This is a genomic window from Marinobacter xiaoshiensis (assembly GCF_031631795.1).
Classification (GTDB): Bacteria; Pseudomonadota; Gammaproteobacteria; order Pseudomonadales; family Oleiphilaceae; genus Marinobacter; species Marinobacter xiaoshiensis.
This window is the reverse complement of the sequence record NZ_JAVMBO010000007.1, coordinates 340,512-365,211: the sequence shown is the minus strand read 5'-3', so window position 1 is coordinate 365,211 and position 24,700 is coordinate 340,512. Positions and strand designations below refer to the sequence as shown.

Below are 24,700 nucleotides of genomic sequence, written 5' to 3'. Positions count from 1 at the left end.
TTATCAGATTGGCATATTCATGATGTCTTCGTACGCCCTGACCACCCGGTTACGCACCTGGGTTAAGGCCTCAAAAGACACCGTAGATTTCTGGGCTGCAATCATCACTCGGGTAATATCCACAGTGGGGTCGCCCATATCGTAGGCCGTACGCAATGAATTGGCTTCCTGCTGAACCTCGTTCACATTGTTAACGGCCTTGCTCAGCATGTTACCGAAGCTGCTTGTCTCCTGGGTTTGATCAACCTGTCGCGGCCCATCAATACGGCCACGTACTGATAAATCCTGGTCAACACGCTGGTTCTGATTCATTTGCGAACGCAGTGCGCGGATATCGGAAAGAACACTGTTGATGTCGGCACGCTGAACCATAACTTTCTCCTGACACCACCCCGACAGGGGCTGGCTTGCTGATCTAACTGTATTGATTAAGTCTAAGCAATGGTCAGGCCAGGATTACTTTACCCTTAATTTACATAATGTTATGAGCGCCAACTAAAGACAGACGTTCCACAGCGACAGAGTTTTGACAGAATTAAATTACCCACAATACCTGTGGATAAGATTGTTAACACAGCAAGGACAGGTCACCTACAACACCGCGAAATGGGGCCTGCAGAGAACTGGTGCGAAATTGAACAGTATGAGGCACGCAGCCATAAAAAAGGCACCCATAGGGTGCCGAATGAAGGGGTACTACGATAATTCGGTTTTACGCCATAGCCAGCTCAGCATCCAGGTCTATTCCGGCATCGCGCATCTGAGCCAACTTGTATCTCAGTGTTCTGGGGCTGATACCCAACTGTTCCGCCGCCCTGTTGCGGCGACCCCGCTCACTTTTTAGCGTCTGGATGATGATACGAAACTCTTGCTGGCGCAGATCATCTCCCAAGGTCCCCGCTTCAACCATGGCAGGGGCGGGGTCGTCTGTTTCATGGACTCGTGATGAAAATGCTGCCGAAGCAGGCTGCCCCTGATGTTGCGGAAAAGATTCTTCAATACCAGCTGCAACCGTTGCCGGGGCTGCTGATACAACCGCGTGGCCATCGAAGCGTCCGCTTGTGCCCATATCGAGACACAGGTCGCCCGCGTGAATCACGTTACCCTGATGCAGAACCAGAGAGCGCTGGATGGCATTATCCAGCTCCCGCACGTTGCCAGGCCAGCTGTGTTGAACCAGAGCGTTGCGGGCATCCGCAGCAAAGCTGATGCCGGTCAGTTTCATCTTGCGACAGTGCTTCTTCAGCAAATAGGTTGCCATGGGCAATATATCCAGAGGACGCTCCCTCAATGGCTGCCAATGCATAGGGAATACACTCAACCGATAGTAAAGGTCTTCCCGGAACCGACCTTCCCGCACAAAATCTGCCAGATCCCGGTTGGTGGTCGCAATTACGCGCACATCCAGGGAGATGGTTTTGCGCCCGCCTACCCGCTCCACTTCCCGCTCTTGCAGAACACGAAGCAATTTGGATTGCAGAGCCGGATCCATCTCTGACACTTCATCCAGTAAAATCGTTCCGCCATTAGCTTGTTCAAATTTACCTGGGGCTGATGCAATCGCACCGGTAAAGGCACCTTTTTCATGGCCGAACAGAATCGCTTCAAGCATGTTCTCGGGAATAGCCGCGCAGTTAATGGCCACAAACGGCTGTTCCGCCCGGGGCGACTGCTGATGGATGTACCTGGCCAGCACTTCTTTACCGGTACCGCTCTCGCCGGAAATCATCACCGTAGAATCACTGCCAGCCACCTTGGCTGCCAGTTGAAATATGCGCTTACTGGCGGGGTCTTCAGCTACTGGCTCATCGCCAGACTTCGGGCGACTGCCGCCGACTACCTTGGTAACGGCATCAACCAACACCTTGGGCTCGAATGGTTTCACCAAATAATCCACTGCACCGGATTGCATGGCAGAAACCGCGTGGCTGATTTGGCCGTAGGCTGTGATCAGCATCATCGGCAAGCCCGGGTACAGCCGCTGCACCTCTCCCAGCAATTTATGGCCGGAGAGGCCGGGCATGTTTACATCGCTGACCACCATATCGACCGGCGCCTCTGCCAGACGCACCAGCGCCTCATGGGCATTGGAAGCTTCGCGCACGCGGAACTTTGCCAACTCCAGAGTGGTTACCAGCGCCTCCCGCAGGTCACGGTCATCTTCAACAATCAGTATCTGGGCCTTGGCCATGGTTGCCTCCGATTAAACGGTCTTACGAGAAAGGTTACGGGAAGGGCTACGCAAAAGCGGCAGACGCAGAGTTGCAACAGCACCGCCCTGCTCTGGCGAATCAATAGAAAACTGCCCTTGATGCGCTTTGACAACGGCCTGCACAACCGCCAGGCCAAGCCCGGTGCCGTGAGATTTCGTTGTGTAAAAAGCTTCTGCAAGCCTGCCAGCTTCTGCCTTGGCAAAGCCCGGGCCGTTATCCAGAACACGAATCAGTAGCTCGCCCGCGTCCAAAGTAACCTGAACAGCTACGGCGGTTGCACCCGCTTCAAGACTGTTATTCACCAGATTGGTACAGGCGCCCACCAACGCATCCCGGTTACACATCAACCGACAATCCGCTGGCACATCATTCTTTAGCATCACATCCGAACCGGATGCTGGCTTGATTCCATCCAGTGCAGATTCCAGAGCCGAAACCAGTGTTGCGGCAGAAAGCTCCTCCGCCAACCGGGTTTCGCCCCGGGCAAAAATCAACATATCCCGCACCTGCTGCTCCAGGTGGGTAAGCCTTGACATCAAGCGGGATGCACAACGCTGGCGCATCTCCTCATCCAGATCATCCTGGGTTAAGTGACCGCCATAGAGAATAGCCGCAGACAAAGGGGTACGAATCTGGTGCGCAAGCGACGCAACCATCTTGCCCATGGCGGAAAGCCGCTGTGCGTGAGCAAGCTGTGATTGCAGATGACGGGTTTCTGTCTGATCGGTCAGCAGAATCAGCTGCCCTGGCTGGTTTTCCATGGTACGAATTTCAATGCTCACCCGGCGCCCATCTTTCAAAGACACCTCGTGACCATCATCCCGGCGTGGCGAGAAACAACGGCGAATCACATCCACCCAGCGCTCACCGTCCAAAGGCTCACCCAACAACGCAGCCGCTGCCGGATTACTCTGGGACACCACACCCTGACTATCCAGAACCACCACACCCGCTGGCAGAGCTTTCAAAAGAGTAGAAAGCCGATCAGCCAACTGCTCCTTCTCTTCCAGCTCCTGCTGACGCTGCAGAGACTCCTGGCTCAATTCGCCAGACAACTGGTTAACCCGCGACTCCAGCGTGCGATATGAATCGGTAATCTGCCGCGACATCTGGTTAAACATCTCCAGCGCAGAATCCACCGCCTCATCATCCTGCTGCGGAAACAACGCCCTAACCTTATCGTTAGCATCCGCCGCCGCATTGGCCTGGGCCTCATGCTCCACCGACTGAATGACAAACTGTGCCTGACTCATAACCTGACTCCCGATTAACCCGTCACACCGGGCCACACCCTTCGGATGATTCGTTTGCAGATTACAAAGCGAGCTTCGTGCCAACTAGGCTTTTATCATATAAATCAATGAACAGGATTAACCGAAGAAAGGTGAACGACGGGTTTACGTCGTCCAGAAACGAGAAAACGCCAAAGGCCGAAAACCTTTGACGCCTTATTGTCACAAGAAAAAAGAAGGCTACTCAGGACTCCTCAGACTCCTCCTCCCGAAGCCCATACTTCCGAACCTTCTCAACCAGAGTAGTCCGCCGAACCCTGAGCTTCTCAGCCGCCCGAGCAACCACCCCGCCAGCTTCATCCAATGCCTGCTGAATCAACTGCCGCTCAAGGTTCGATAAATAATCCTTGAGATCAATGCCATTCACCGGCAACAAAGCAGGAGCATCCAGCCCAACCAATCCGGGAATGCCAGACGGCATGCCCGAATCCTCAACGGGCCGGTTCTCATCAAAGTCATCCACATACCGGAACTTCTTGGGCAACTCCTGCACACCGATTACCGAGTATGGGTGCATAATCGCCAGCCGCTCTACCAGGTTCGCAAGCTCCCGTACGTTACCCGGCCAGTCGTGCCGGCACAGACTCATGATCGCCGCCGAATTCATTCGTAAAGAGCCGCGCTTCTCTTTCTCCATGCGGGAAATCAGCTCATTAATCAGCAGCGGAATATCCTCCACCCGATCCCGCAATGACGGCACCTCAATGGGGAACACGTTCAGCCGGTAATACAGATCTTCCCGGAACTCACCGGTTTCGATCATATCCTCAAGGTTCTTGTGGGTTGCAGCAATCACACGAACATCGGCAGAAATCGTACGGTTACTGCCAACACGCTCGAATGTACGCTCCTGCAAAACGCGTAGTATTTTCACCTGCATGTTAAGGGGCATATCGCCGATTTCATCCAAAAACAGGGTGCCACCTTCCGCCATCTCAAAACGCCCGACCCGCGCCGTAATGGCACCGGTAAATGCGCCTTTCTCATGGCCGAAAAGTTCACTCTCCAGCAGCTCCGCCGGAATGGCACCACAGTTTACAGGCACAAATGGCTTGTCACGGCGAGATGAGTAGTAATGGAGATTTCTGGCAACAACTTCTTTACCGGTACCAGACGGCCCGGTAATCAGCACGCTCACGTCCTTATCGGCCACTTGCTCCATCAGCTGGCGTACTTGCTGCACCTTGCGACTGGTACCAACCAGGCTGCGGAACAGCTGCAGCCCCCGCTGCTCACCACGCTCTTTGGAACGCCGGAACTGATCGCTGTAGATTTGCGCACGGTACAGGGAGTCAACAAACTTGGTGTAATTAAGCGGCCATTCCATACGGGCAATAACGCGTGAGGCATCTGTCTCCGCGAGACCTTTGAGTAAAGGGTCGCCAACCGTGAGGAAAGGCACGCCCTGCACTGCCTTACACACTTTTTCGATTGTGCTGACGATATTCGGGTCTTCCCCGTTTACCACGACAACCGAAATGTCCGCCAAACTTTCTGCATCGCCAGATTCAAGGAGCGCCAAGGCTTCGTCGCCTGCTAAAACCTGCTCCTCGCCTACGAACTCCAGAATAGTCGCCAGATCCCGACGCCTCGACTCGTCCTCACTCAGCACCAGCACCTTGTTATTTTTGGACATTCACAAACATCTCTTTGGGGGATATGTGCGGTATTTAAGACTGTAAACACAGAAGAGTCAATTTTATGACGCTATTTTGGCTGGGTTGTTGAAACGTTGTGATAGGCTTTGGCAGCACTGCGGTTTCGATTCACACCTTTCAGAGCCTGTTCCGCTTCAGCCTTGGCTCGGGTGGCACCCTCACCCGCTGCGTCCATAAACTGGCGCAACTCTTCAAGCCGAGTGCGAACCAGTTCCGGATCGGCCTTCCCGGCTTCCAGCGAGGCCATCAGGGGTTCTATTGTAGGCTTTACCTGCTCGTTAAGCCGCACCAGGGCATCCCAATCCTGGTCTGCGAGTGCGTGACCCAGGTCTGCCATAAGCTGATCGAAGCTATCCAGGTAGGCCTGGAGTTCTGAAGAAGGGGGATTCTGAGGGTCGGCCATAACCTGTTCTCCTGGAAATAAGGGATAGAATACGGGCGACCCGGTCAAGCCGCTGGCTAGCGCCAGCAACTCAACCGTTTACACTGAAATCAGCGGCGAGCGTCTCGCCTTGCTGAGGAAGCCGTAAATTCGCTGCCCCGAAACCCGGGCTCGAAATTATAAGCGGGATAGTTATTGTTCAAACCATCAACATAATAACGCTTCGCCTTGAGGTCGTAGGTCATTTCCATGGTAGTCCAGAATACTGGCACCTGGTAATAACTGATGTTGTGGGCCTCGGAAACACGCCACAAATTGCCCGCCTCGTCATACTCTTCGGACATCAGGATTTGCCAACTGTCTTCATCCACATAGAAAACACGACGGTCATAAATGTGCTTGATGCCGGTGCGGCGAGTTGCCTCGACTACCCATACCCGGTGCAGTTCGTAGCGGGTCAGCTCCTGATTGATATGCCCGGCACGGATGACATCACCCGGCTTGACCGACTCATCATGCAGCTTGTAAGCATTGTAGGGCACAAACATTTCCCGCTTACCCTTCAACTCCCAGTCGTACTGGTTGGGCGCACCGTTATACATATCTTTCTGATCGACCGAGCGCAGAGAAGAAGAGTTCGGCAAGTCTGTTTCATACGCCAGGTTCGGCGAGCGCCTCAGGCGTCGGGATCCGGCGTCATAACGCCAAGCCAGCCGCGGCGAGCGCACCTGATCGAGGGTTTCATGCACCAGTGTGATTGTTCCAGCCAAGGTAGAAGGTGAAATTGTATCGGTCTTGAGATAGAAGATTTTGTTATCTATATCAGCAAGCACCGCCCCTTCCTTGCTGTAAGGGAAGTAGTAGTCGTAGTGATTAACTACAGGGTTGTAGGAGCCATCCACCTGGGGCGTTGCAGAGGCACTCCGGAAGGATACCTCTTCACCGCGATACCGCAAAATGTGGTTCCACATCACTTCAAGCCCGGTTTTCGGAATGGGAAACGGGCTTGTCATAATAGTGTTGCGCACGCCATTTCCGTTATCCAGCACCTCCGCAGTCAGAGCATTCTCATAGTATTTCTCGTACACATTCTCAGGAAATGCTGCTGTACGGCGAGTCTGGTAAACCGGCATAAAGAAATTCGGGCCGTACTGGCTCAGCATTTTAATGGAGCCTTCAGAGAGCCTGTCTTTGTAGAGGTGCATGTTGCTCGCAGTGATTACGAACAAGGTTTCGTCTTGGGGAAATGGATCTATCTCAACCTGGCCCTTACGCCAGTTAGCAGGCGCCTCACTCAGCCCGCCGGTCCACTCGGGAATGCTACCGGAGGCATTGCTTGCCCGCTCAGCACCAACCGGCGTCAAATCCCGTTTTAGCCGTTCTGCTTCAGCTACCGTTACTGCTGACAGCACCTGGCCGGTATACCCAACCAAAAGAACTGCCATACATGCGACTAATCGGCTCCGCATTCCATACCCCTCCAGACAAACCAATAACCCAAGACGAAGCATGCTTTTTGCCAAATTCAAACGCCCGTTTCAAGTCATTAATTGTGTTTTATTGTCACTTGGGACCAAGTCTGCAGGGGGGTAAAGAAATCTGCAAACCAAAATGGTAGAATGGCGGATTAATTAAGGTGAGCGCTCGATGGCTTCTCAATGGTATTCGCTGGTTTCACAAAAATTGTTTCTTGCCAGCACGTTACTTGATGTCGCGGCTCAAGCGGCTGCTACAGGAAGCTCGGCGCCAACGCAAAAACTGCAGCAGGAAGCAGCAACACAAGGCTCTATCGAACTGCTGCTGAGAGCGAAACAATTATTACTGGCAATGATTGCCAGGCTTTACCAGAAACGCCCGAATAGGCCTTTGTCCCTCGCGGAACTGGCCAATCTTATTGGCGATGAGGCCACGGAAATAGAGTTTCTTACAACTCTTGAACGGGACAGCAGAAGCTGGTGGAGCCACCTTGATCAGCTCGAGACTGCTCAGAACAACCCACCAGCGACACGGAAGACGGTTAACTCAGAAAACATTATTGCCGTCTCAGCAGAAACCGGGCCAGACCGATCAGCCCAAGCTCTCAGAAAAACTCTGAAAGCCATAAAACAGTTTACCGACAACCTGGAAGCGCAACACGGCGAGTGGTAATCCCTCCCAATACACACTTACAGGTTCTCAACATTAAAAGGTTATTGAAATGTCACCATCGTTTTTCGAAATTGTACAACTGAACAACGGCGATTATGCCCTTCGCCGCATCGACGACGACAGCGCGCCATTAGTCAAAATTTCATTTTCGGATGAAGCCCGTGAAATGATGGGAGATCGGGATATGTCTGTGGCCAAAGCCATGATTGCGGCGGGTATAGAAGCTGCCGGGACTGTGTCTCACGACATTGACTGGGAAGACGACGAACTGGACGTTTCAGACGCCCAGCCCGCATACACACTGCATTAAAACCGGACTCAACGCTGCCTGAGAACGACCCCGTGGCTGTTGCCTTTAGCAGCCGCTTCCTGCAAGGAAGCAAATGCTGTTTTACCCAGCTTCCCCGTCCACATAACCACCGCATGACAGGTACCCGCGCTTAGTGCTATCTCAGCAAGCTGACGAGCCGGGTACTCAGCGGTAGAACGCAAAACCAGCAGTTCACCGGTAATGATACCGTGCATCTTTTGCCACTTACTCACCAGCGCCTGGGGCGGGTCTATCCACGCCAACCAGCGCTTCTCCTGGTTCAGCTGAGTCAGCATTGGCAATAGCAGTTGAAAGTTCTCTACCTGCCCCTCCGGCAGAATGATTTCCGTTACATTTCCAGCCGGCGCAGGACTTTCCACATCAGGCTTGCGCCGCGTCCGGATAACCGTGCGCTGCTTCGGGGCTGTGTATTCCGGTACCAGGCCAGGCATAACGCTCTGCTGCCACGCAATATTCTGATTAAAGCTTAGCTGTTCCATATATTTACCCGCCTTTACAATGCGTCTGTGGTTATGCTGGCCCGATCAGTGCAGATCGGAACGCCGGATAACACCCACACCCAGCCCTTCAATAAACAATTCCTGCTCTTTCAAATCGATTTCTATCGGCGCAAACTCTTCATTTTCAGCGATCAGATAGACTTTTGAACCTTCTTTTCTAAAGCGTTTCACAGTCACTTCATCACCCACCCGGGCTACAACCACCTGGCCATTTCGAACATCCTGAGTGCTGTGCACAGCAAGCAAGTCGCCATCCAGAATCCCGATATCTTTCATGCTCATACCCCTGACACGAAGCAGATAGTCAGCAGAAGGCGAGAAAAACTCCGGCTTGAGCGTGCAATGGTCTTCAACGTGCTCCTGGGCCAGAATCGGACTGCCCGCCGCTACCTGACCAATAACCGGCAAACCGGGGTCTTCGGCAACTTCAGGCAACCGGATACCCCTGCTGGCACCCGGAACCATTTCGATGGCACCCTTACGCGCCAATGCACGCAAGTGCTCTTCCGCCGCATTCGCAGAACGGAAACCCATCTCTGTCGCAATTTCTGCACGTGTAGGTGGATAGCCGGTTTCGTCAACAGATCGACGAATAATTTCCAGTACCTGGGTTTGTCTTGCTGTCAGCTTCATTGTTTCGCTGCTCCGCTTGCTGCATGCAGGGCTTATACAAGCCGGGTCTTATATGTGATGGTGTATACAGTAATCCAACCATCCTGTCTTTTTATACAGTGATTTGACTATATACAGTGTTTTATCCAGTGTAAAGCCGCTCAGGTTATTTTCTTGCAGCTCCCTGACTGGTAGTGCTTTGGTAGTGTGATAGAGTGAAAAACTTCACACTCCGCCTCAGAGAGAACCATGAATAAAACCATCACCTTGAACATGCCAGACGTAGTCAAAACCGCCGACGGGAAAGAGCGCAGGGTGGGTGTGGAGATTGAATTGTCCGGGTTGGGATATCAGGAGTTAGTTGACCTGGCCGGGGAGTTGTTGGGCGGCGTTGCAAAACCGCAGTCCCGCTATGTGAGCACGCTTGAAACCCCCTTGGGCAGTTTCATCATTGAACTGGATTCCGACCCGATCAAAGATCTGGATCTTGCAGACGAGCGCCTTCCCCAACCCATTCGGGAACTTGGCGGGCAGGCAATGGAGGTTATAGACGCAGCGGCTGAATTGATTGTGCCGCTGGAAATTGTAAGTCCGCCCATGGCTTTTTCAGACCTGCACCAGATTGAGACTCTGGTCGACGAACTCCGGGAAGCGGGTGCATTGGGCAGCAGAAACGCGATCTACTTTGCGTTCGGCTTACAGCTTAACCCTGAACTGCCAGACCTCAAGCCGACAACACTTGTGCGCTATTATCAGGCGTTTGCAGTGCTATATGATTGGCTAAAAGCTCGCCATCAACTGGATATCAGCAGAAAGTTCACCCCCTACATTGAGCCGTGGAGCAGCAAGTACACCGACCTGTTGATTGAGGACAACTACGCACCAGATCAGCGGCAAATGATGGTGGATTACCTGGAATCCAACCCTACTCGTAACCGAGCCCTTGATCTACTGCCCCTGTTTGCTCATCTCGACAAACCCCTGCTCGACGAATACGTTGAAGACCCCCGCATCAAAAGCCGGCCAACCTTGCATTACAGACTTCCGGACTGCGACATAGATAACCCTGACTGGCATTTCTCCACTGTCTGGAATGACTGGGTCGTGGTTGAGCAACTGGCCAACCACGCTGAGGATTTGAGAGAACTTCGCGCCCTGTTCATGGACAGCCGTAAAATCAGCATACGCAATCTGACCACAAGCTGGCTGGAAACCTCTACACACTGGCTCGAAAGCAAAGGCTATGTCTGAACACATCGAACCTGACGACAGCCTGCCCGGGCTGACGATAGGCATCAGCGGCCCGGCTCGAAAACGTTTTGCCCAACGCTTGATTAGCCTGGCACTTCGCCTGAAGGGTGCGCATACCTACTACATACGCCCTGGTGCCAGGGTGGATGTGTCTCTGCTTGACGGACTGGTTCTTTCCGGGGGTACCCACGTGCATCCCGAGCGTTATGGCCAGCAGCCGCAGGTAAGCGCCAAGTATGACAAAGCACGGGACACCACAGACCAACTGCTCCTGGAACAAGCAGAAGCAATAGGAATCCCGGTACTGGGTATTTGCAGAGGCGCGCAGTTCATCAACATATTCCACGGTGGCTCCCTGTGCCAGAACGTTACCCCCTTACGGGTAAACACCAGACACCGCCCTTTATTGCTGCCGATGCAAACCGTACGACTTGTCGCAACAAGCTTGCTGGGGCAGGTTATGAGAGCGCCGGTAATAGGCGCAAACCGCATACACAGCCAGGCCATAAAACAGCTTGGGAAAAACCTGAAGGTGACCGCGGTGGATAACGACCTGTTTGTTCAGGCCATTGAAAGCACTCAGGGGCAATGGCTTATGGGACTTCAGTGGCACCCTGAATACCTGCTTTACCATGCCGGGCACAGGCGCATCTTTGGTCAGTTTCTGGAGGCAGCCTTAACCGTCAAGCTGGCCCGATTGAGCCAAACTGCTCCAGCTCATTGAGCGTCCGCTGCAACTGACAGGCCTGACAGAGTTTAAAAATCCCGGGTGTAGAAGATATCCAGAGATGCAGCCAGCCCGCTGGCTGCTTCTAGGTAAAAGTACTTACCCAGATCATATCGCAGCGCTACTGTGCTGATCGGTTCGAAAATTCCGACCCCATAACGGATACTGAGTTCATCAGTCAGGTACCCACTGGCTACTACCGACGTTTGGTCGCCACTGCCCTCTGCTTCCAGAGTCAACTGACGAATGCCGAACTCCTCACCGATTTGCCCTGTCACCTTGTTTACCTGGGTCAGGCCAAGTGAAATAGCAGCACGACTCATCTGACCATCATCACCCTGCCCACCGGGCGCCCGACCAAGAATCACATAAGACAGCGCCTCTGCTTGCGGCATGGAGGGGTTTGAGAACACTTCGGTTACGGGCGCCTGCACCGGGCCGCTTAACCGAATCCCTGCCACCACAGAATCCACTTGACGGACAGCTTCAATATCGAGATACGGCTGGACCAGACTGCCGACAAACAGCAATCGCGCCCTGCGCAACTCAAGCTCCTGCCCAAAGGCCTCATATCGACCATTAACCAGTTGCAGGGTGCCTCTGGTATCCATGTCGTTATTGATCCGCAAAGAGCCTTCCAGATCGCCGGTCACCCCGAATGCCGCAAAGGTTACCTGATCCTCACCGACCACAACCGTCACATCCATATCCAGCGAGCGGATAAGAGGCTCTTCCTGCTCCACACCTACAATCACTTCGTCTTCAGATACGGACACCGCCTGAGCAGGCAGGCCTTTAATTTCGATACTTCCTCGGGGCACCTCAATCCGGCCTTCCACACTCAGCGTGCTTTCACGGAATGCGATGGTCAGATCTGGCGCTACTTCCACGTGCGCGTAGGGCTCCAGACTAAAGGGCAGCCGTTCTCCGGTGATGCGAATTTGACCACCGGGAGCCCCTTGCCAGTCGACCTCTCCCTCGATAATAGCTTCGCTGCGCGCGTTGCTATGAATCCGGCCGCGGATGTCAGCGGAATAGCCCTTAAGCTCAATGCTGACGACCACTTCTTCCATGGGTAGCGGCAAACGTGGGTCGACCACCCGCCCATTGGTCAATGCTATCTCGCCCTTCACTGCAGGTTTCATCAGAGGCCCGGAAATTATGCCTTCGCCGTTTACCTCTCCGGCAATCTCCTCAAGCCCCGTAAACAAGCCGGCCAGAGCAATATCGAGACCTTCCAGTTTGAATTTGCCTTCAACTGGCCGGTCTTCGTCCATAGGGTCCAGGCTCATATCCACCGAGAGATTGCCAAGTTCCGGCCCCGACAACCGCACGGCAAGATCTGCCTGTTCGGGCTTCAGTTCCAGCTCTGTCGTTAAGGTCTGGTAGCTCAGAGTTTCCCATTCGCCATCCAGCAGCAGTTCGAAGCGGCCTTCGCCAGCGTCAAGCGCTATCCGGCCATCGGGGCCTGCGTCGGTAGAGGTGAAGTCGATTTCGCCATTAATGCTGGAATGCCAGCGCAAGGTCTCTGGTAAAATGGGCGCCAGGGCCGTGGTTGGGAAGCTGTTAATGCGGTAGGCAATTCTGGGCACTGGCAGCAGGGTTTGATCATCAGCGCAAACAGAGCTCTGCCGCCAGCGCCAGCAATGGGCGGCAAAAGTGAGTTCGCCATTTTTTCCATAGGCAAGCCCGGCGGGAGCCTCAAGCTCCCAGCTCTGTTCCTGCCCCGGCACATCAATCACACCTCGCGCAAGCTCGCCCTGCCAGCTTGCCCAAGCATCACCCGCCGCGCCTTGGAAATCCAGCTGCAACCTTGCTTCTTCATGCTGAGCATCAAGCACAACCGTATGACTCCCCTGGGTGCCTTGCGCTTTGACAATTAACGACTCAATGGTTTGCCCACTGCCGGTAATGCCCTTGCCCTGCACCTCACTGTTGAGACGTAAACCCTGCTCCAACTGCGCATTTACATCCAGGGTTTCAACGACCAGCAAGTCTTGCCAGCGCAATTCGGTTGCACTGGCAGTCAAGGTTCCTCGCGGATCATCGGGGGTACCGGCAAGCCGTAGCTGAAGATCAGCCTGCCCACCAAGACCCGGCAAAATCTTCTCCGGTTCTGTCAGCATAAGATTGAGGCTGGCTTTTAACTGCTTGCCCCACCGACCGCTACCTTCAACCCGGTTATCACCAATCACCAGCTTCAGTTCCGGAACATCCCAGTCACCGGTTGACGTATCAAGGCGGCCTGCTATCACAGTGGGGCTGGAGCGCCATTGCCCCGACAGATCCCAGCTGGCCTCCATATCGGGAACAGGGCCGTCGGTAAGCTGCCCTTCCGTGGTAACACCACCGCTGAGGTTTGCTTCCAGAATCGGCACCCAATAGCCAGGGTTAAAGTTCTCCAGCTCCAACGCCGCCTGCCAACTCAAAGGCCCAGAGAACCTCACGGAACCCTCCCCGGTCAGTGAACCTGCATCGGTGACCGCTGCGAGCTCGGTCAACCGGACTTGGGTTGCATCACCATCAACCGCTACCGCCAACTCTGTACTGCCCTGGGGGCTATCCACGTCTGCTGTGAGGTTCGCCTGATAACGCCCATCCCGCCATGAGACGCTTCCGTTCAGCATGCGTAAATCAATCGGCGGCTCTTCCAGATCAGCAATCAACGAATACCAGGGAAACTGCCGTAGCTGTATGTCTGCTTCTGCACTCAAGCCGCCTTGCCACTGGGTACTGCCGGTCACTATGACATTTCGGGGCAAGTTGTCTGCCTCGCCCTCCACGCCCTGATTGCCTGCAGACAGTTCCAGCCGTATATCCTTGGCACCATTGGTTGTAACCAATCCCGCCAGCGTCAACTCAATGGGCCCACCGGTACCTGGCAATATGGCCGCCCCATTTGTCTTGAAACCGCTCTGCAAGCTGCCTCGGGCCTCAGCAAACCAGTTCTTCAGCACCAGGGTGTCTGGCTGAGCCTCCACCGCACGAAAAGATTCAGAGGTTACCCGTAAACGCGCTGGCAAACTGGCTGCCAAAGGCTCCACTTTCCCCTCCAGTGAAGCATTCAGATAACCTCGGCTCTGCCCCGCCAGTGCAAGATCCCGCACGCTGCCAGAGAGTGCCAGATCAATCATCCAGTCGGCGCCAAAGGGCGGCGGCAGTGACGCATTAACCTCAAGATTTACTGGCCAGTCCCGCCGCGTTTCAACGCGCCCGGAAGCCTCCACTATGTAATCGTCCCGTTTGTAGTAAACCCGTTCCAGCATCCAGTCAGACCCGGAGCCCTTGGAGTCAAGTTCAAACCTGTCCCAAACTTTGCTGCCATTAAGGGTAAACGTGCCTAGCCGTACATCACTAACCCTGAGGGCGAGCGGTAGCTCAAGCCTCGGCAAGCTGATGTCATCCGGGGAGCCTTGCTGGTCGTCTGAAGGCTGCACATTAACGTCCAGTCGTTCCAGGTGAAGGGTTTCAAGACACACTTGCAGATCAAAAAGACAGGAGGGTGACCAGTCTATGAAAGGGGCTTCAACCGTCACATCCACCCCATAGCCGCGCCACTTGATTCGGTCTGCCTGCCAGGTTCCGAACAGCGAGCCATGGTCGTTCACTGCCTCAAGCCCGGGAACCTGATCAATCACCCAGGCTGTACCTGTTTCTGAGCGCAGCGCCAACAAAACGGCAGCGCATAAAACGACTGGAAGAAAAACAAGTAAACCCAGAATTAGTAATAGCCAGAATCGAAGGCGCCCCGTGCGCGTGCGCCGGGATTTTGATGGTGCGTCAGCAATGCTATTGCCCTTGTCCAACTCCGTCACAACTCTGGCCCCATCGAGAAGTGAACCCGCCACTCGCCGCCAAACTCAGGATTCAGACCTTTGGCAAGATCCAGGCGCAAAGGCCCCAAGGGGCTGATCCAGCGAATGCCAGCACCGACCCCGCTGGCAAGAGGATCAAACAGGTCATTAACTGCGTTGCCATGGTCAGCAAAAAGAGCGACACGCCACTTTTGGGCAAACTGATACTGGTATTCAGCACTGCCCACAAGCGTATAACGCCCGCCCACCGGAACGCCGTTTTCGTTCTCTGGCGAGAGAGTCTGGTAACCATAACCGCGAACACTTTGGTCACCACCGGCGAAGAAACGCAAGGAGGGCGGCACATCTTCAAACCGGTTGGTCCCCACACCTCCAATCTGAAGCCTTGATAAAAAGCGATGTTTTCCCGCAAATGTGAACAAGCCTTTGGCAATAGCATTCACATGCAGAATATCCACACTGGAAAGAGCCGCCCTGTGGGAGCCGGTTACGTTAATCTGCAAACGATAACCCTTGCTGGGGTCCAGCGGCGAGTTGACGTGTAACTTGGAATAGCCAAGCCCCGGAAGCAGCAACGTACTTGTTCCCTGCTCATCACCAATAATATTAAAGCGCTCCCCCTCCCAGTTCAAAGACAGCACCTGCAACCATTCATTATCCAGCTGGTGCTGCCATTGCTGCCCAAACGTCAGTAACTCTGATTCGATGTTTTCGATATCTTCGCGCTGGTAACCTGCCGTAAAACGGATGAGATCCGTCATCGGCGGATCCAGAGGCAGCTCATACCAGGTACTCAGATTTTGCCTTGGCTCGGAGAGCTCTGTTTCTGCTCCGCGCGTGTGCCCCATGGGATTGATCCAGTGCTCCCGCCATGTAGCCCGAAAACGCGGCCCAACGTCTGTGGAAAAGCCAAGGCCAGTGGAAATGGAGCGGCCATCCCGCCGGGTCAGACTGATACGAACGGGTATAACGCCATCTTCTGCGCTGGAGGGTGAGGCATCAATGTCTACGCCGGAGAAATAACCACTACTGAGCAGATCGCTGTTCAGCTTTGCTATTTCATCTGCGTGGTACGGAATGCCCGGTTCAAACGTAACAAAATCGTGCAGGAGGTCAGTTTCAAACCAGTGCCCTTCTTCAAAGGTAACCGCTCCCAGCCGATACCGGTCGCCGCTTTCGAACACCAGCGTAATGTTGGCCTCCAGGGCCTCGGGGTCCACCTCAAGACTGCGGGTAACAAGCCGGCCATCAAAGTAGCCCCTGCGCCTGGCACGTGTTTGCAGGGTATTCCGAAGGTTGCTGTAGTCGCCATGATTCAGCACATCGCCTTCCGCTGGATGCACAGGCAAGTTGTCGGTAAAGCGCGAGTCAGTCGCGGCAGCCCCGCGGATCTCAACAATGCGGGACTTGATACGCACCGGGTCGCCAGGTGTTATTTCCAGGATCAGCCTGGCTGTTTCTTCAGAGTCGCCCTCTTCCACCTGCCAATCCACAACCGGGCTGTAATAGCCTAAGGCTCGCAACCCTTTGCTGGCCTGACCAACCGCCGTAGATGCATAGCGTCGAAGATTGCCTGCACTGCGGCCCTCCACCTCACCAATGAAAGCTTCAGCATTTTCCTTAAGACCGGGATAGTCACCTTTGACACGAACCTCAACCTGTTGGGCAAGGCCCGTGGAAGACCACAGCAAAAGCAGCAGGCCCAGCAGCCGGATCGGTCCCGATTTCAAAATGTGATCAAGTGATAGCATCCGGCTGTTTCAGTGTTGCTTGTAACGGAAGTGATTATCGCTCAAGCGTGAGAGTTTAACGACGGGCGGTCAAGTTAATACGCGCTCAGACAAGTCGTCGGCCCAGTGCAAATGCGCTAACCTGTCGAAATACCAGAGAACGTTATTAGACCATAGAGGACGGATACCAGCGAATGCTGAAAATTAACCGCGAGAACCTGAAATCCAGCCACCAGACTACCTGGTTGATTATCGATTTCCTGATGCTGGGCCTGATCATCATCAACCTCGCGTTTATTATCTGGGATTCTGTCTATAGCTTCATTGCTATCCAGAATGCGCTGAAGGAACACCTTCCGGCCTTTCAGGCCGCCTACCACCCTATTCACGAAAACTTCATTTTTTATGATGCCATGTTCGTCGCAGTCTTCCTGGCCGAATTTTCTCTGCGCTGGGCCTATGCAATCAAGGCCAAAGTGTACGACCGCTGGTACTTTTACCCCTTTATCCACTGGTATGATCTGGTGGGCTGTATACCTGTAGGTAGCCTGCGATTCCTGAGAATTTTGCGAATCGTGTCTATTGTGCACCGCTTGCATCAGCACAAGATCATCGATGTTACCAGCACCGGAATTTACCGCTTCTTCAATTTCTACTATGAAGCGTTCATGGAAGAGCTTTCAGACCGTATCGTAACCAAGGTGCTGAGTGGTGTGCAGCACGAAATAACTCTGGGCTCTCCGCTTTTTGAAAAGGTCCAGAACGATATCCTGTACCCACGGCGGGAGATGCTGTCCGGATGGATCTCCCAGCGGGTTGCTCAGGCTGCCAAGGAAGGTTACGTCCCCAACCGCGGAGCATTGAGAAATTACCTTGAGGACCGGGTTGACCATGCGCTGAAACAAAATGTGGAACTGTCACGGCTCAAATACCTGCCAATAGTAGGCTCAACCATTCAGGAAACCCTTGAAGATGCAGTGGGCGATATTGTAGCCAACGTTATCCAGCAGATTCTGGAAGACCTGGCCTCTTCTGCAAACCATGCGTTTATTGAAGATATCGTGAACGCCTTTATTCGCGGGCCAGGAGAAGCAGACAGCGTTGAAGCAAGAAATGAGGCACTGATCGCGCTGATTGTCGAAATCATCGATGCCATCAAAGGCCAGGTCAAAGTCAAACGCTGGCGAGAGCAGCTCCCCTAACATAATAAGAGACGCACTATGGATGTACTGCATTATCAGCCGGCCCATGAGCTGCTGGCACAACTTGAAGCTGGCACCCTGAGCAGCGAGAAGCTTGTGACGGAACTGCTCGCAAGAATCCGCGAGCACAACCCGGTGGTGAACGCCATTGTTACTCTCGACGAAGCTCGCGTGCTTGAGCAGGCGCGGAAAGCCGACCAGAAGCGAGCATCTGGCGCAGCAGTCGGCCCCTTGCACGGACTTCCCCTCACCATAAAGGACACCTGGGAAGTGGCCGGGATGACATGCACTGCCGGCGCCAGCGCGCTGCGCGATCACAAGCCTGAGCGCCATGCCGATGTAGTGCAACGACTGGAAGATGCCGGGGCTATTATTCTGGGTAAAACCAACGTACCTGTATACGCGACCGATCTGCAAAGCTACAACAAGCTGTTTGGCGTAACCAACAACCCGTATAACCCTGCCCACACCCCGGGCGGCTCTTCAGGTGGCGCGGCTGCAGCCTTGGCGGCGGGGATGACACCGCTGGAGGTGGGCAGCGATCTGGCGGGCTCGATTCGCATTCCAGCGCACTTTTGCGGCGTATTCGGGCATAAACCGTCGCGCTCACTGGTGTCATTTCGCGGACACATTCCCGGGCCGCCAGGCACGCAATCGCAACCGGATCTGGCAGAGGGTGGCCCTCTCGCCCGGAACGCGAAGGATCTCGAACTTTTATTAAAGGTAATTGCCGGTCCCAAGCCAGTTGACAGCCGGTGCTGGCAGCTGGAAATGGCGCCCTCACGCCTGAAAACCCTGAAACAGGCACGGGTGGGGCTATGGCTGGAAGACAGCTTGTGCCCGGTAGAACAGGAACTGACCGACGGCTACCGGGCACTAGGCAAACAGCTTGCAGACAAAGGCGCTCTTGTATCAGAAGCAAAGCACCCCCTGTTGAACCTTGAGCACACACTACCTGCCTACTTCAATCTGCTGGGTAGCCTACTAAGCACTTCGCTAAAACCTGCCCAGCGCCGCCAGCTTAAATGGATTGCCCGACTGGAAAAGTGGCTTACTTTCTTTGGCCCCATGACACCCTTCATTGGTGAATATGGCCGTGGTGCAAACCAGCCCGCCTATCAATGGATGGCCATGAGCGAGGCGCGGGAGAAGATGCGAGCAGAGATCGAAACCCTGTTCCAGGAAGTAGATGTGCTTCTGACGCCCATAACACCCACGGCGGCTATCCGGCATGATCATTCCAACCCCGTGTTCAAACGTCGTATTACCGTTGCTGGGCAACCCCGCGCTTACATGGATCAGTTTTGCTGGATTGCGTTCGCCACGCTTCTCGGATTACCAGCCACGTCCGTTCCCATAGGCCGGACCAGCGAAGGACTGCCGTTTAATGTGCAAGTAATTGGAGCACCGGGGATGGACCTTACCACCATTGGTTTCGCACGCTTGCTTGAAGAGGCCGGGCTGGCCGGGTTCGAGATTCCGAACGGGTTTTAACTCCCAATAGCCAAGTAATATTCTCTCTGCGAACCTCTGAATAATGCCGCCAACTTTGGCCGTGTTATACAGAGGTTTGTTATTGCTTACTCATTCTTTGCAATATAGGACCGATAAACGGCAAGCGACGCATTCAAGCTGTCTCGATACGCAGCACCGTATTGATTGCCACCCGATTCCGCTTCACGAATCGCTGCACTGTATTGCCGGAAACCTTGCTGAGCAAATGCCAATGCAGCAGGCACACCATCCCGCCCCGCTACAAAGGCAAGACGCTCCCACTCTCTGGTTTCTGCGTCGCTCATAATGCTCCTTTCGAACAACCCGGTTCATTTCAATGGTTGATGCAACATAGCCGGCGTGCGCTCCTGCTCCACAATACCAACTCTGACCAGAAAATCACCAAACCGCTCCCGGGCATTCCGCTTTTGCTGATAGGCGCGGAACAGGGGGCGCAACTCGTCCAGTATGGTGTCTGTATCAATATTCTCACGGTAAAGCCTGTTCATACGCTGGCCTGAGAAATCCGCCCCCAGATAGAGATTGTATTTGCCAGGCGCCTTGCCAGTCAGTGCAATCTCCCCCAAATATGGCCGTGCGCAGCCGTTCGGGCAACCGGTAATCCTCAGGTTAATGGCATCTGGTTCCAGCCCCTCTTCTGCCATGGTTCTTTCAACCCGGGTCACAAAGTCCGGCAGAAAGCGCTCGGATTCTGCCATCGCCAAGCCACAGGTTGGCAGAGCAACACACGCCATGGAGTTCTGGCGCAGGGGTGAACTGCGATTGCCGGCATCCAGCTTGTATTCCTCTACGATGGCATCCACTGCTGCTTTTTTCTCAGGTGCGACGTTGGCGATCACCAGATTTTGATTGCAGGTAATCCTGAAGCTGCCGTTGTGCGCTTCTGCAATCTCTCGCAATGCCGTTCGCAAAAGCCCGCTTTCAGTATCGGCCACCCGACCGGTAGGAATAAGCAGCGTAAGGTGCTGGTTACCATCTTCGCCCTCAACCCAGCCAAACCGGTCGCCGTTGTGGCTCAAGCTGAACGCGCGCGGTTTTTCAAAGGCGTGCTTGTGGTATTCCTCAAAACGCTCACGGAACCAGTCCATGCCGTAATCATCAATGGTGTACTTGAACCGAGCATGGGCGCGGTTGGTACGGTCACCGAAATCCCGTTGAATGGCACATATTGCTTCGCACGCATCCACAATCTGCTCTTTCGCAACATAGCCCGCCATTGTAGCCAGGCGCGGATAGGTGGCCGGATCGCCATAGGTAAGCCCCATTCCTCCACCAACGACCACGTTGAACCCACGAATCTGGCCATCTTCAACAATAGCGATCAGCCCGATATCGTTAGCAAATACGTCGCAGTCGTTTTCCGGGGGAATCGCCAGCGCAATTTTGAACTTGCGGGGAAGATATTTGTATCCGTAGAAAGGCTCCTCTTCCTCGCCCAGTTTCTGGACGCACTCTTCCCCTAGCCAGATCTCGGCATAAGCTGCCGAGCGCCAGCGCAACCGCTCACTGATTGCCAGAGAGATTTCATGAATTTCTCCGTGCAGCTGCGACTGATGAGGGTTCACGTTGCTGATCACGTTACGATTCACATCGCCACAGGCTCCACGACTGTCCAGTCCCAAAGCATGGATTTTCTGCATGAACGGCTGCATCTGCTCCTTGAATACGCCGTGGAACTGGAACGTTTGGCGTGTTGTCAGGCGCAAGGTGGAATCCGCACACTCGTCGGCGATTTTATCCAGGCCCAACCACTGATCCGTGGTCAGAACACCCCCGGGCAAACGCAAACGCACCATAAACTGATACAGCGGCTCAAGCTTCTGGCGCCGGCGTTCATCCCGGACTTCCCGGTGATCCTGCTGGTATGAACCGTGGAACTTGGTCAGCTTGGTGTCGTCTTCCGGCAAGGCACCGGTGGTACGATCCGCCAGCCCTTCCAGAATGGTTCCACGCAGATAGTTACTTTCCCGCTTGATCACTTCGGCTTCAGGCAATTTTTCACTCATCAGTACACATCCCGCTGGTAACGTTTATCCCGGTTTAACTGGCGCAGGTAATCCTCAGCCTGCTCCGGATTCAGCCCTCCCTGCTCACTGGCAATATCCAGCAATGCCTGGTGCACATCCGGGGCCATTTTGTCGGCATCGCCGCACACATACAGACTGGCGCCGCGCTGCAGCCAGGCCCATACCTCGGCGCTGTTTTCCTTCAGGCAATGTTGCACATAGCGTTTTTCAGCCTGATCCCGGGAGAAAGCCACATCCAGCCTTGTAAGCAGGCCATCACGTCGCCACTTGAGCCATTCCGATTGGTAGAGAAAATCACTGCGAAACCGACGATCACCAAAGAACAACCAGTTTTCACCTTCCGCCTCCCGTTCTTCCCGCTCCTGCAGGAAGGCACGGAAGGGCGCTACGCCGGTGCCCGGGCCAATCATGATCACCGGCTTGCTGTCATCCGGCAGGGCAAACTTCGTGTTGGGATCGATATAGACTCGTAGCTTGGCGCCTTCACTCATCCGCTCAGATAGCCAGACAGATGCAACACCCTCACGATTTCGACCATGGCTGGCATAGCGCACGGCGGCCACGGTGATATGTACTTCATCTTCCACGGCGGTTTGGCTGGAACTGATGGAGTAGAGCCTTGGGGGCAGCTTGCGCAACAGGTCAACCAACGTTTGTGGTTCAAGTCCGGCTATGGGCCAAGCTTGAACCAGATCCAGAAGGTCACGCCCTTCTGTCCACGCCATCATTTCAGCCCTATCTGCCACCAGAGCCTTTAGCGCATCACTCTCCACCCGATCTGCCCAATGCTTCATTAGCGGCGGTGTAAGCAGGGTGATTTCCCGGTAGAAAGCCAGGGCCTCCCGCAGCGGAATATCGCTCTCCTCCACGAGCACACGCTGCTCACCATCAAAGCCCAAGGCACTCAACAAATTGTTAACCAGGGCGGGGTTGTTTTCCGGGTATACACCCACCGCATCACCGGGTTTATAAACAAGCCCGGAATCCTCCAGTGACAACTCAATGTGCCTCACCTCCTTATCGGAACCTCGGCCACTGAGCAATTGATTGGTGAGAATAGTCGCCGGATAAGGATTCTTCCGGCTAAAGGTCGAGATTGGTCGCTGCGCTGCCGCAATCGGGCTATTAGCCGCAGGCTGACTCGCTCCTGCCTCACTGGCAATGGTTTCCAGTACCCGGTTGATCCAGTCTTCAGCTTGATCCTCATAATCCACATCGCAATCCACACGCTCAGCCAAAGCCGTTGCGCCCAGAGCCGCAAGCTTGCTATCGAAATCCTGGCCGGTTTTGCAAAAATGCTCGTAACTGGAATCTCCCAACGACAGAACACTGTAGCGGAGGCCGCCCAGCTTCGGCGCTTTTTTACCATGCAGAAACTCATGCAAATCCAACGCATTGTCTGGTGGATCGCCCTCCCCATGGGTAGATGCCAGCACCGCCAGGTACTGTTCATTCTTCAATTGCCTGGGCTTGTAGTCAGCCATATCTATCGCTTTGGCGGATACGCCTCTTTCCAAAGCACGGGCGGCCAGTCGCTGTGCAAGCTCCTCTGCATTACCGGTTTGCGAGCCGAATAAAACGGTCAGTTCAGGGGTTGCAGACACGGGCGCGTTTGCGGAGTCACCCGAGCACTTCCCGGCCAGAAATCCAGCCAGCCAGAAAAGCTGACCTTCACCTATGCCGTCAAGAAGCTCTGCCAACCGCGCCTGCTGATTCGCAGAGAGGGGAGATGATTTCAGATCTGTCGTCATGTTGGATGATCCGTGTGGGCCGTAAATAAATTACCGGTTTCAACCAAACCTGTTGAAACCTCCACTACTCTAGGAATCACTAAATAAGCGACAAAATGAAATAGACAGGACAAACAAATCGATATATTCGATATATGGGCTAATTAGCTGTTTTTTATATACATTAAAGATATGCAAAATAGCTCTAACCGAAATGACCTTAATCATTTCATAGAATATCGAAATACTTTTAAGCTGATACCACTTTTCTCATGCACAAGGGGCTTCTCAGCAGGCTCCTTCAAGGAGTATCAGCAATGTCACAGAGTGCATCTTTACACACCCACCAAGTAGTCGTTATTGGCGCCGGTGCTGCTGGCACCAGTGTTGCCGCATCGCTGCTTCGACAACGCCCTGGTCTGGATGTCGCCATCGTTGAACCAGGCGATGTGCACTACTATCAACCAGCTCTCACACTTGTGGGTGGCGGTGCATATTCTCTGGCCAAAACGGCTCGCCCCCAAGCGCAAACCCTCCCGAAAGGCGCACGTTGGATAAGAGCTGCTGCACAGGAGCTTCAACCGGAACAGAACCGGATTATTCTTGATGATGGCCGCTCCTTTGGGTATGACATTCTGGTCGTCACGCCTGGCCTGAAGCTGGATTGGGATAAAGTAGAGGGCTTGCGGGAAACTTTGGGGCGCAATGGCGTATGCAGCAACTATGACCCCTCAGTGGCAGAATACACGTGGCAATGCATCAAACAGTTCCGTGGCGGCAAAGCCTTCTTCACGCAACCTCCGGCCCCAATCAAGTGCGCCGGCGCACCCCAAAAAATTGCTTACCTGGCCGCAGACTACTTCCGCAAAAATCAGATAGCCGGGCAGAGTGAATTGAGGTTTTACGCCGCAGGCGGCGCCCTTTTCAGCGTGCCGGACTTTGTCCCGCACCTGGAAAAGGTGGCTCGCAGGCACAACATCGGTCTTTTGATGAACCACAATTTGGTTGCTGTGAATGGCGACACGAAAGAAGCCACATTCCGCTTTACCGATGGCGAGGGAGAAGCCCGGGAAATAACAGAACGCTTTGATCTACTACATGTAACGCCACCACAGTGCGCCCCCGACTTTGTAAAAGCCAGCCCACTGGCGAATGCCGATGGCTGGGTAGATGTAGACCAGCACTCACTGCAGCATGTGCGCTTTCCCAATGTGTTCAGTCTGGGGGATTGCAGTTCGTTGCCAACGTCAAAAACAGCGGCTGCCGTCCGCAAGCAGTCGCCAGTAGCGGCCACCAACATTCTGGCTCAACTGGCGAACGGGCAACTGAAGGCAAGTTACGACGGCTACACCTCCTGCCCCATCGTCACAGGCTATGGAAAGGTGATGCTTGCGGAGTTTGTGTATGGCGGGAAGGTAACACCCACCCTGCCCCTGAGCCCCTTCAAAGAATCTGCCTTCTACTGGCAAGTGAAAAAGCGTGCGCTGCCTCCGTTTTACTTTGACTACATGCTCAGAGGTCGAGAGGGAGATATTGCACACAAAGCCCGTTAAGGCGGACCGCCGCA

20 protein-coding genes are annotated in these 24,700 nt (G+C 54.2%); 7 read left to right on the top strand and 13 right to left on the bottom strand.

Annotated features, from left to right (window positions below):
- Window positions 1-3: 3 nt before the first annotated feature.
- From fliE to RKA07_RS05430, 6 genes are all read right to left on the bottom strand, one after another.
- Window positions 4-372 (bottom strand): flagellar hook-basal body complex protein FliE, encoded by a 369-nt coding sequence (gene fliE / locus RKA07_RS05455; RefSeq protein WP_200201173.1) that lies wholly within the window; start codon window positions 370-372, stop codon window positions 4-6.
- A gap of 340 nt (window positions 373-712) precedes the next feature.
- Complete coding sequence (locus tag RKA07_RS05450; RefSeq protein WP_310965812.1) at window positions 713-2,191, bottom strand: sigma-54-dependent transcriptional regulator; 1,479 nt, start codon at window positions 2,189-2,191, stop codon at window positions 713-715.
- Window positions 2,192-2,203: 12 nt separating this feature from the next.
- Window positions 2,204-3,466 (bottom strand): sensor histidine kinase, encoded by a 1,263-nt coding sequence (locus RKA07_RS05445; protein WP_200201175.1) that lies wholly within the window; start codon window positions 3,464-3,466, stop codon window positions 2,204-2,206.
- 223 nt (window positions 3,467-3,689) lie between these two features.
- Window positions 3,690-5,141: a sigma-54 dependent transcriptional regulator gene (locus RKA07_RS05440; RefSeq protein WP_310965811.1), complete on the bottom strand. Its 1,452-nt coding sequence runs from the start codon at window positions 5,139-5,141 to the stop codon at window positions 3,690-3,692.
- 71 nt (window positions 5,142-5,212) lie between these two features.
- The gene (locus RKA07_RS05435) at window positions 5,213-5,566 is read right to left on the bottom strand and encodes an SOS cell division inhibitor (RefSeq protein WP_200201177.1); all 354 of its coding nucleotides are present in this window, start codon (window positions 5,564-5,566) and stop codon (window positions 5,213-5,215) included.
- An 89-nt stretch (window positions 5,567-5,655) separates the two neighbouring features.
- The gene (locus tag RKA07_RS05430; RefSeq protein ID WP_200201178.1) at window positions 5,656-7,014 is read right to left on the bottom strand and encodes a DUF1329 domain-containing protein; all 1,359 of its coding nucleotides are present in this window, start codon (window positions 7,012-7,014) and stop codon (window positions 5,656-5,658) included.
- Window positions 7,015-7,192: 178 nt separating this feature from the next.
- Here RKA07_RS05430 and RKA07_RS05425 point away from each other — a divergent pair, with 178 nt between their 5' ends.
- Both RKA07_RS05425 and RKA07_RS05420 read left to right on the top strand, forming a co-directional pair.
- The gene (locus RKA07_RS05425; protein WP_200201179.1) at window positions 7,193-7,693 is read left to right on the top strand and encodes a DUF6586 family protein; all 501 of its coding nucleotides are present in this window, start codon (window positions 7,193-7,195) and stop codon (window positions 7,691-7,693) included.
- Window positions 7,694-7,742: 49 nt separating this feature from the next.
- Complete coding sequence (locus RKA07_RS05420) at window positions 7,743-8,003, top strand: hypothetical protein (protein ID WP_200201180.1); 261 nt, start codon at window positions 7,743-7,745, stop codon at window positions 8,001-8,003.
- Between the two features lie 8 nt (window positions 8,004-8,011).
- On the opposite strand, the gene RKA07_RS05415 is transcribed toward RKA07_RS05420, so the two are convergent.
- Window positions 8,012-8,503, bottom strand: coding sequence for a cell division inhibitor SulA (locus RKA07_RS05415; protein WP_200201181.1), 492 nt, complete (start codon window positions 8,501-8,503; stop codon window positions 8,012-8,014).
- Between the two features lie 45 nt (window positions 8,504-8,548).
- Window positions 8,549-9,157, bottom strand: a complete 609-nt coding sequence (lexA, locus tag RKA07_RS05410) for a transcriptional repressor LexA (RefSeq protein ID WP_200201182.1) — start codon at window positions 9,155-9,157, stop codon at window positions 8,549-8,551.
- A 228-nt stretch (window positions 9,158-9,385) separates the two neighbouring features.
- Here lexA and RKA07_RS05405 point away from each other — a divergent pair, with 228 nt between their 5' ends.
- Together RKA07_RS05405 and RKA07_RS05400 are read left to right on the top strand one after the other, a co-directional pair.
- On the top strand, window positions 9,386-10,387 hold the full coding sequence (locus tag RKA07_RS05405; RefSeq protein ID WP_227714564.1) for an amidoligase family protein: 1,002 nt from the start codon (window positions 9,386-9,388) through the stop codon (window positions 10,385-10,387).
- On the top strand, window positions 10,380-11,111 hold the full coding sequence (locus RKA07_RS05400) for a gamma-glutamyl-gamma-aminobutyrate hydrolase family protein (protein WP_200201183.1): 732 nt from the start codon (window positions 10,380-10,382) through the stop codon (window positions 11,109-11,111). The genes RKA07_RS05405 and RKA07_RS05400 overlap by 8 nt, the downstream gene beginning before the upstream one ends.
- A gap of 32 nt (window positions 11,112-11,143) precedes the next feature.
- On the opposite strand, the gene RKA07_RS05395 is transcribed toward RKA07_RS05400, so the two are convergent.
- Together RKA07_RS05395 and RKA07_RS05390 are read right to left on the bottom strand one after the other, a co-directional pair.
- A complete protein-coding gene (locus RKA07_RS05395) occupies window positions 11,144-14,929 on the bottom strand; it encodes a translocation/assembly module TamB domain-containing protein (RefSeq protein WP_310965808.1) in 3,786 nt (1,261 codons plus the stop codon).
- Window positions 14,926-16,659 carry an autotransporter assembly complex protein TamA gene (locus RKA07_RS05390; RefSeq protein WP_227714563.1) on the bottom strand — a complete coding sequence of 578 codons (1,734 nt, stop codon included), beginning with the start codon at window positions 16,657-16,659 and terminating at the stop codon, window positions 14,926-14,928. The genes RKA07_RS05395 and RKA07_RS05390 overlap by 4 nt, the downstream gene beginning before the upstream one ends.
- A 194-nt stretch (window positions 16,660-16,853) precedes the next feature.
- Between RKA07_RS05390 and RKA07_RS05385 the strand changes: the two genes are divergently transcribed.
- Together RKA07_RS05385 and RKA07_RS05380 are read left to right on the top strand one after the other, a co-directional pair.
- On the top strand, window positions 16,854-17,861 hold the full coding sequence (locus RKA07_RS05385; protein ID WP_200201185.1) for a hypothetical protein: 1,008 nt from the start codon (window positions 16,854-16,856) through the stop codon (window positions 17,859-17,861).
- An 18-nt stretch (window positions 17,862-17,879) separates the two neighbouring features.
- Window positions 17,880-19,355: an amidase gene (locus RKA07_RS05380; RefSeq protein WP_310965807.1), complete on the top strand. Its 1,476-nt coding sequence runs from the start codon at window positions 17,880-17,882 to the stop codon at window positions 19,353-19,355.
- 86 nt (window positions 19,356-19,441) lie between these two features.
- Here the strand turns inward: RKA07_RS05380 and RKA07_RS05375 are convergent, their stop codons facing one another.
- The 3 genes from RKA07_RS05375 to RKA07_RS05365 are packed head-to-tail and all read right to left on the bottom strand — an operon-like array spanning window position 19,442 to window position 23,154.
- Window positions 19,442-19,660: a hypothetical protein gene (locus RKA07_RS05375; RefSeq protein ID WP_310965806.1), complete on the bottom strand. Its 219-nt coding sequence runs from the start codon at window positions 19,658-19,660 to the stop codon at window positions 19,442-19,444.
- Window positions 19,661-19,684: 24 nt separating this feature from the next.
- Window positions 19,685-21,382 carry an NADPH-dependent assimilatory sulfite reductase hemoprotein subunit gene (locus tag RKA07_RS05370; RefSeq protein ID WP_310965805.1) on the bottom strand — a complete coding sequence of 566 codons (1,698 nt, stop codon included), beginning with the start codon at window positions 21,380-21,382 and terminating at the stop codon, window positions 19,685-19,687.
- Window positions 21,382-23,154, bottom strand: a complete 1,773-nt coding sequence (locus RKA07_RS05365; protein WP_310965804.1) for an assimilatory sulfite reductase (NADPH) flavoprotein subunit — start codon at window positions 23,152-23,154, stop codon at window positions 21,382-21,384. The genes RKA07_RS05370 and RKA07_RS05365 overlap by 1 nt, the downstream gene beginning before the upstream one ends.
- Before the next feature lie 296 nt (window positions 23,155-23,450).
- Between RKA07_RS05365 and RKA07_RS05360 the strand changes: the two genes are divergently transcribed.
- On the top strand, window positions 23,451-24,686 hold the full coding sequence (locus RKA07_RS05360; RefSeq protein WP_310965803.1) for an NAD(P)/FAD-dependent oxidoreductase: 1,236 nt from the start codon (window positions 23,451-23,453) through the stop codon (window positions 24,684-24,686).
- The last annotated feature ends 14 nt before the right edge of the window (window positions 24,687-24,700 follow it).

What these genes read in the sequence shown, in the direction of transcription:
- RKA07_RS05405 (WP_227714564.1), top strand. Translation starts at nt 9,386, where the DNA reads ATGAATAAAACCATCACCTTGAACATGCCAGACGTAGTCAAAACCGCC.
- RKA07_RS05450 (WP_310965812.1), bottom strand. Translation starts at nt 2,191, where the DNA reads ATGGCCAAGGCCCAGATACTGATTGTTGAAGATGACCGTGACCTGCGG.
- RKA07_RS05385 (WP_200201185.1), top strand. Translation starts at nt 16,854, where the DNA reads ATGCTGAAAATTAACCGCGAGAACCTGAAATCCAGCCACCAGACTACC.
- fliE (WP_200201173.1), bottom strand. Translation starts at nt 372, where the DNA reads ATGGTTCAGCGTGCCGACATCAACAGTGTTCTTTCCGATATCCGCGCA.
- RKA07_RS05400 (WP_200201183.1), top strand. Translation starts at nt 10,380, where the DNA reads ATGTCTGAACACATCGAACCTGACGACAGCCTGCCCGGGCTGACGATA.
- RKA07_RS05415 (WP_200201181.1), bottom strand. Translation starts at nt 8,503, where the DNA reads ATGGAACAGCTAAGCTTTAATCAGAATATTGCGTGGCAGCAGAGCGTT.
- RKA07_RS05365 (WP_310965804.1), bottom strand. Translation starts at nt 23,154, where the DNA reads ATGACGACAGATCTGAAATCATCTCCCCTCTCTGCGAATCAGCAGGCG.
- RKA07_RS05360 (WP_310965803.1), top strand. Translation starts at nt 23,451, where the DNA reads ATGTCACAGAGTGCATCTTTACACACCCACCAAGTAGTCGTTATTGGC.
- RKA07_RS05440 (WP_310965811.1), bottom strand. Translation starts at nt 5,141, where the DNA reads ATGTCCAAAAATAACAAGGTGCTGGTGCTGAGTGAGGACGAGTCGAGG.
- RKA07_RS05375 (WP_310965806.1), bottom strand. Translation starts at nt 19,660, where the DNA reads ATGAGCGACGCAGAAACCAGAGAGTGGGAGCGTCTTGCCTTTGTAGCG.
- RKA07_RS05445 (WP_200201175.1), bottom strand. Translation starts at nt 3,466, where the DNA reads ATGAGTCAGGCACAGTTTGTCATTCAGTCGGTGGAGCATGAGGCCCAG.
- RKA07_RS05430 (WP_200201178.1), bottom strand. Translation starts at nt 7,014, where the DNA reads ATGCGGAGCCGATTAGTCGCATGTATGGCAGTTCTTTTGGTTGGGTAT.
- lexA (WP_200201182.1), bottom strand. Translation starts at nt 9,157, where the DNA reads ATGAAGCTGACAGCAAGACAAACCCAGGTACTGGAAATTATTCGTCGA.
- RKA07_RS05425 (WP_200201179.1), top strand. Translation starts at nt 7,193, where the DNA reads ATGGCTTCTCAATGGTATTCGCTGGTTTCACAAAAATTGTTTCTTGCC.
- RKA07_RS05435 (WP_200201177.1), bottom strand. Translation starts at nt 5,566, where the DNA reads ATGGCCGACCCTCAGAATCCCCCTTCTTCAGAACTCCAGGCCTACCTG.
- RKA07_RS05370 (WP_310965805.1), bottom strand. Translation starts at nt 21,382, where the DNA reads ATGAGTGAAAAATTGCCTGAAGCCGAAGTGATCAAGCGGGAAAGTAAC.
- RKA07_RS05380 (WP_310965807.1), top strand. Translation starts at nt 17,880, where the DNA reads ATGGATGTACTGCATTATCAGCCGGCCCATGAGCTGCTGGCACAACTT.
- RKA07_RS05420 (WP_200201180.1), top strand. Translation starts at nt 7,743, where the DNA reads ATGTCACCATCGTTTTTCGAAATTGTACAACTGAACAACGGCGATTAT.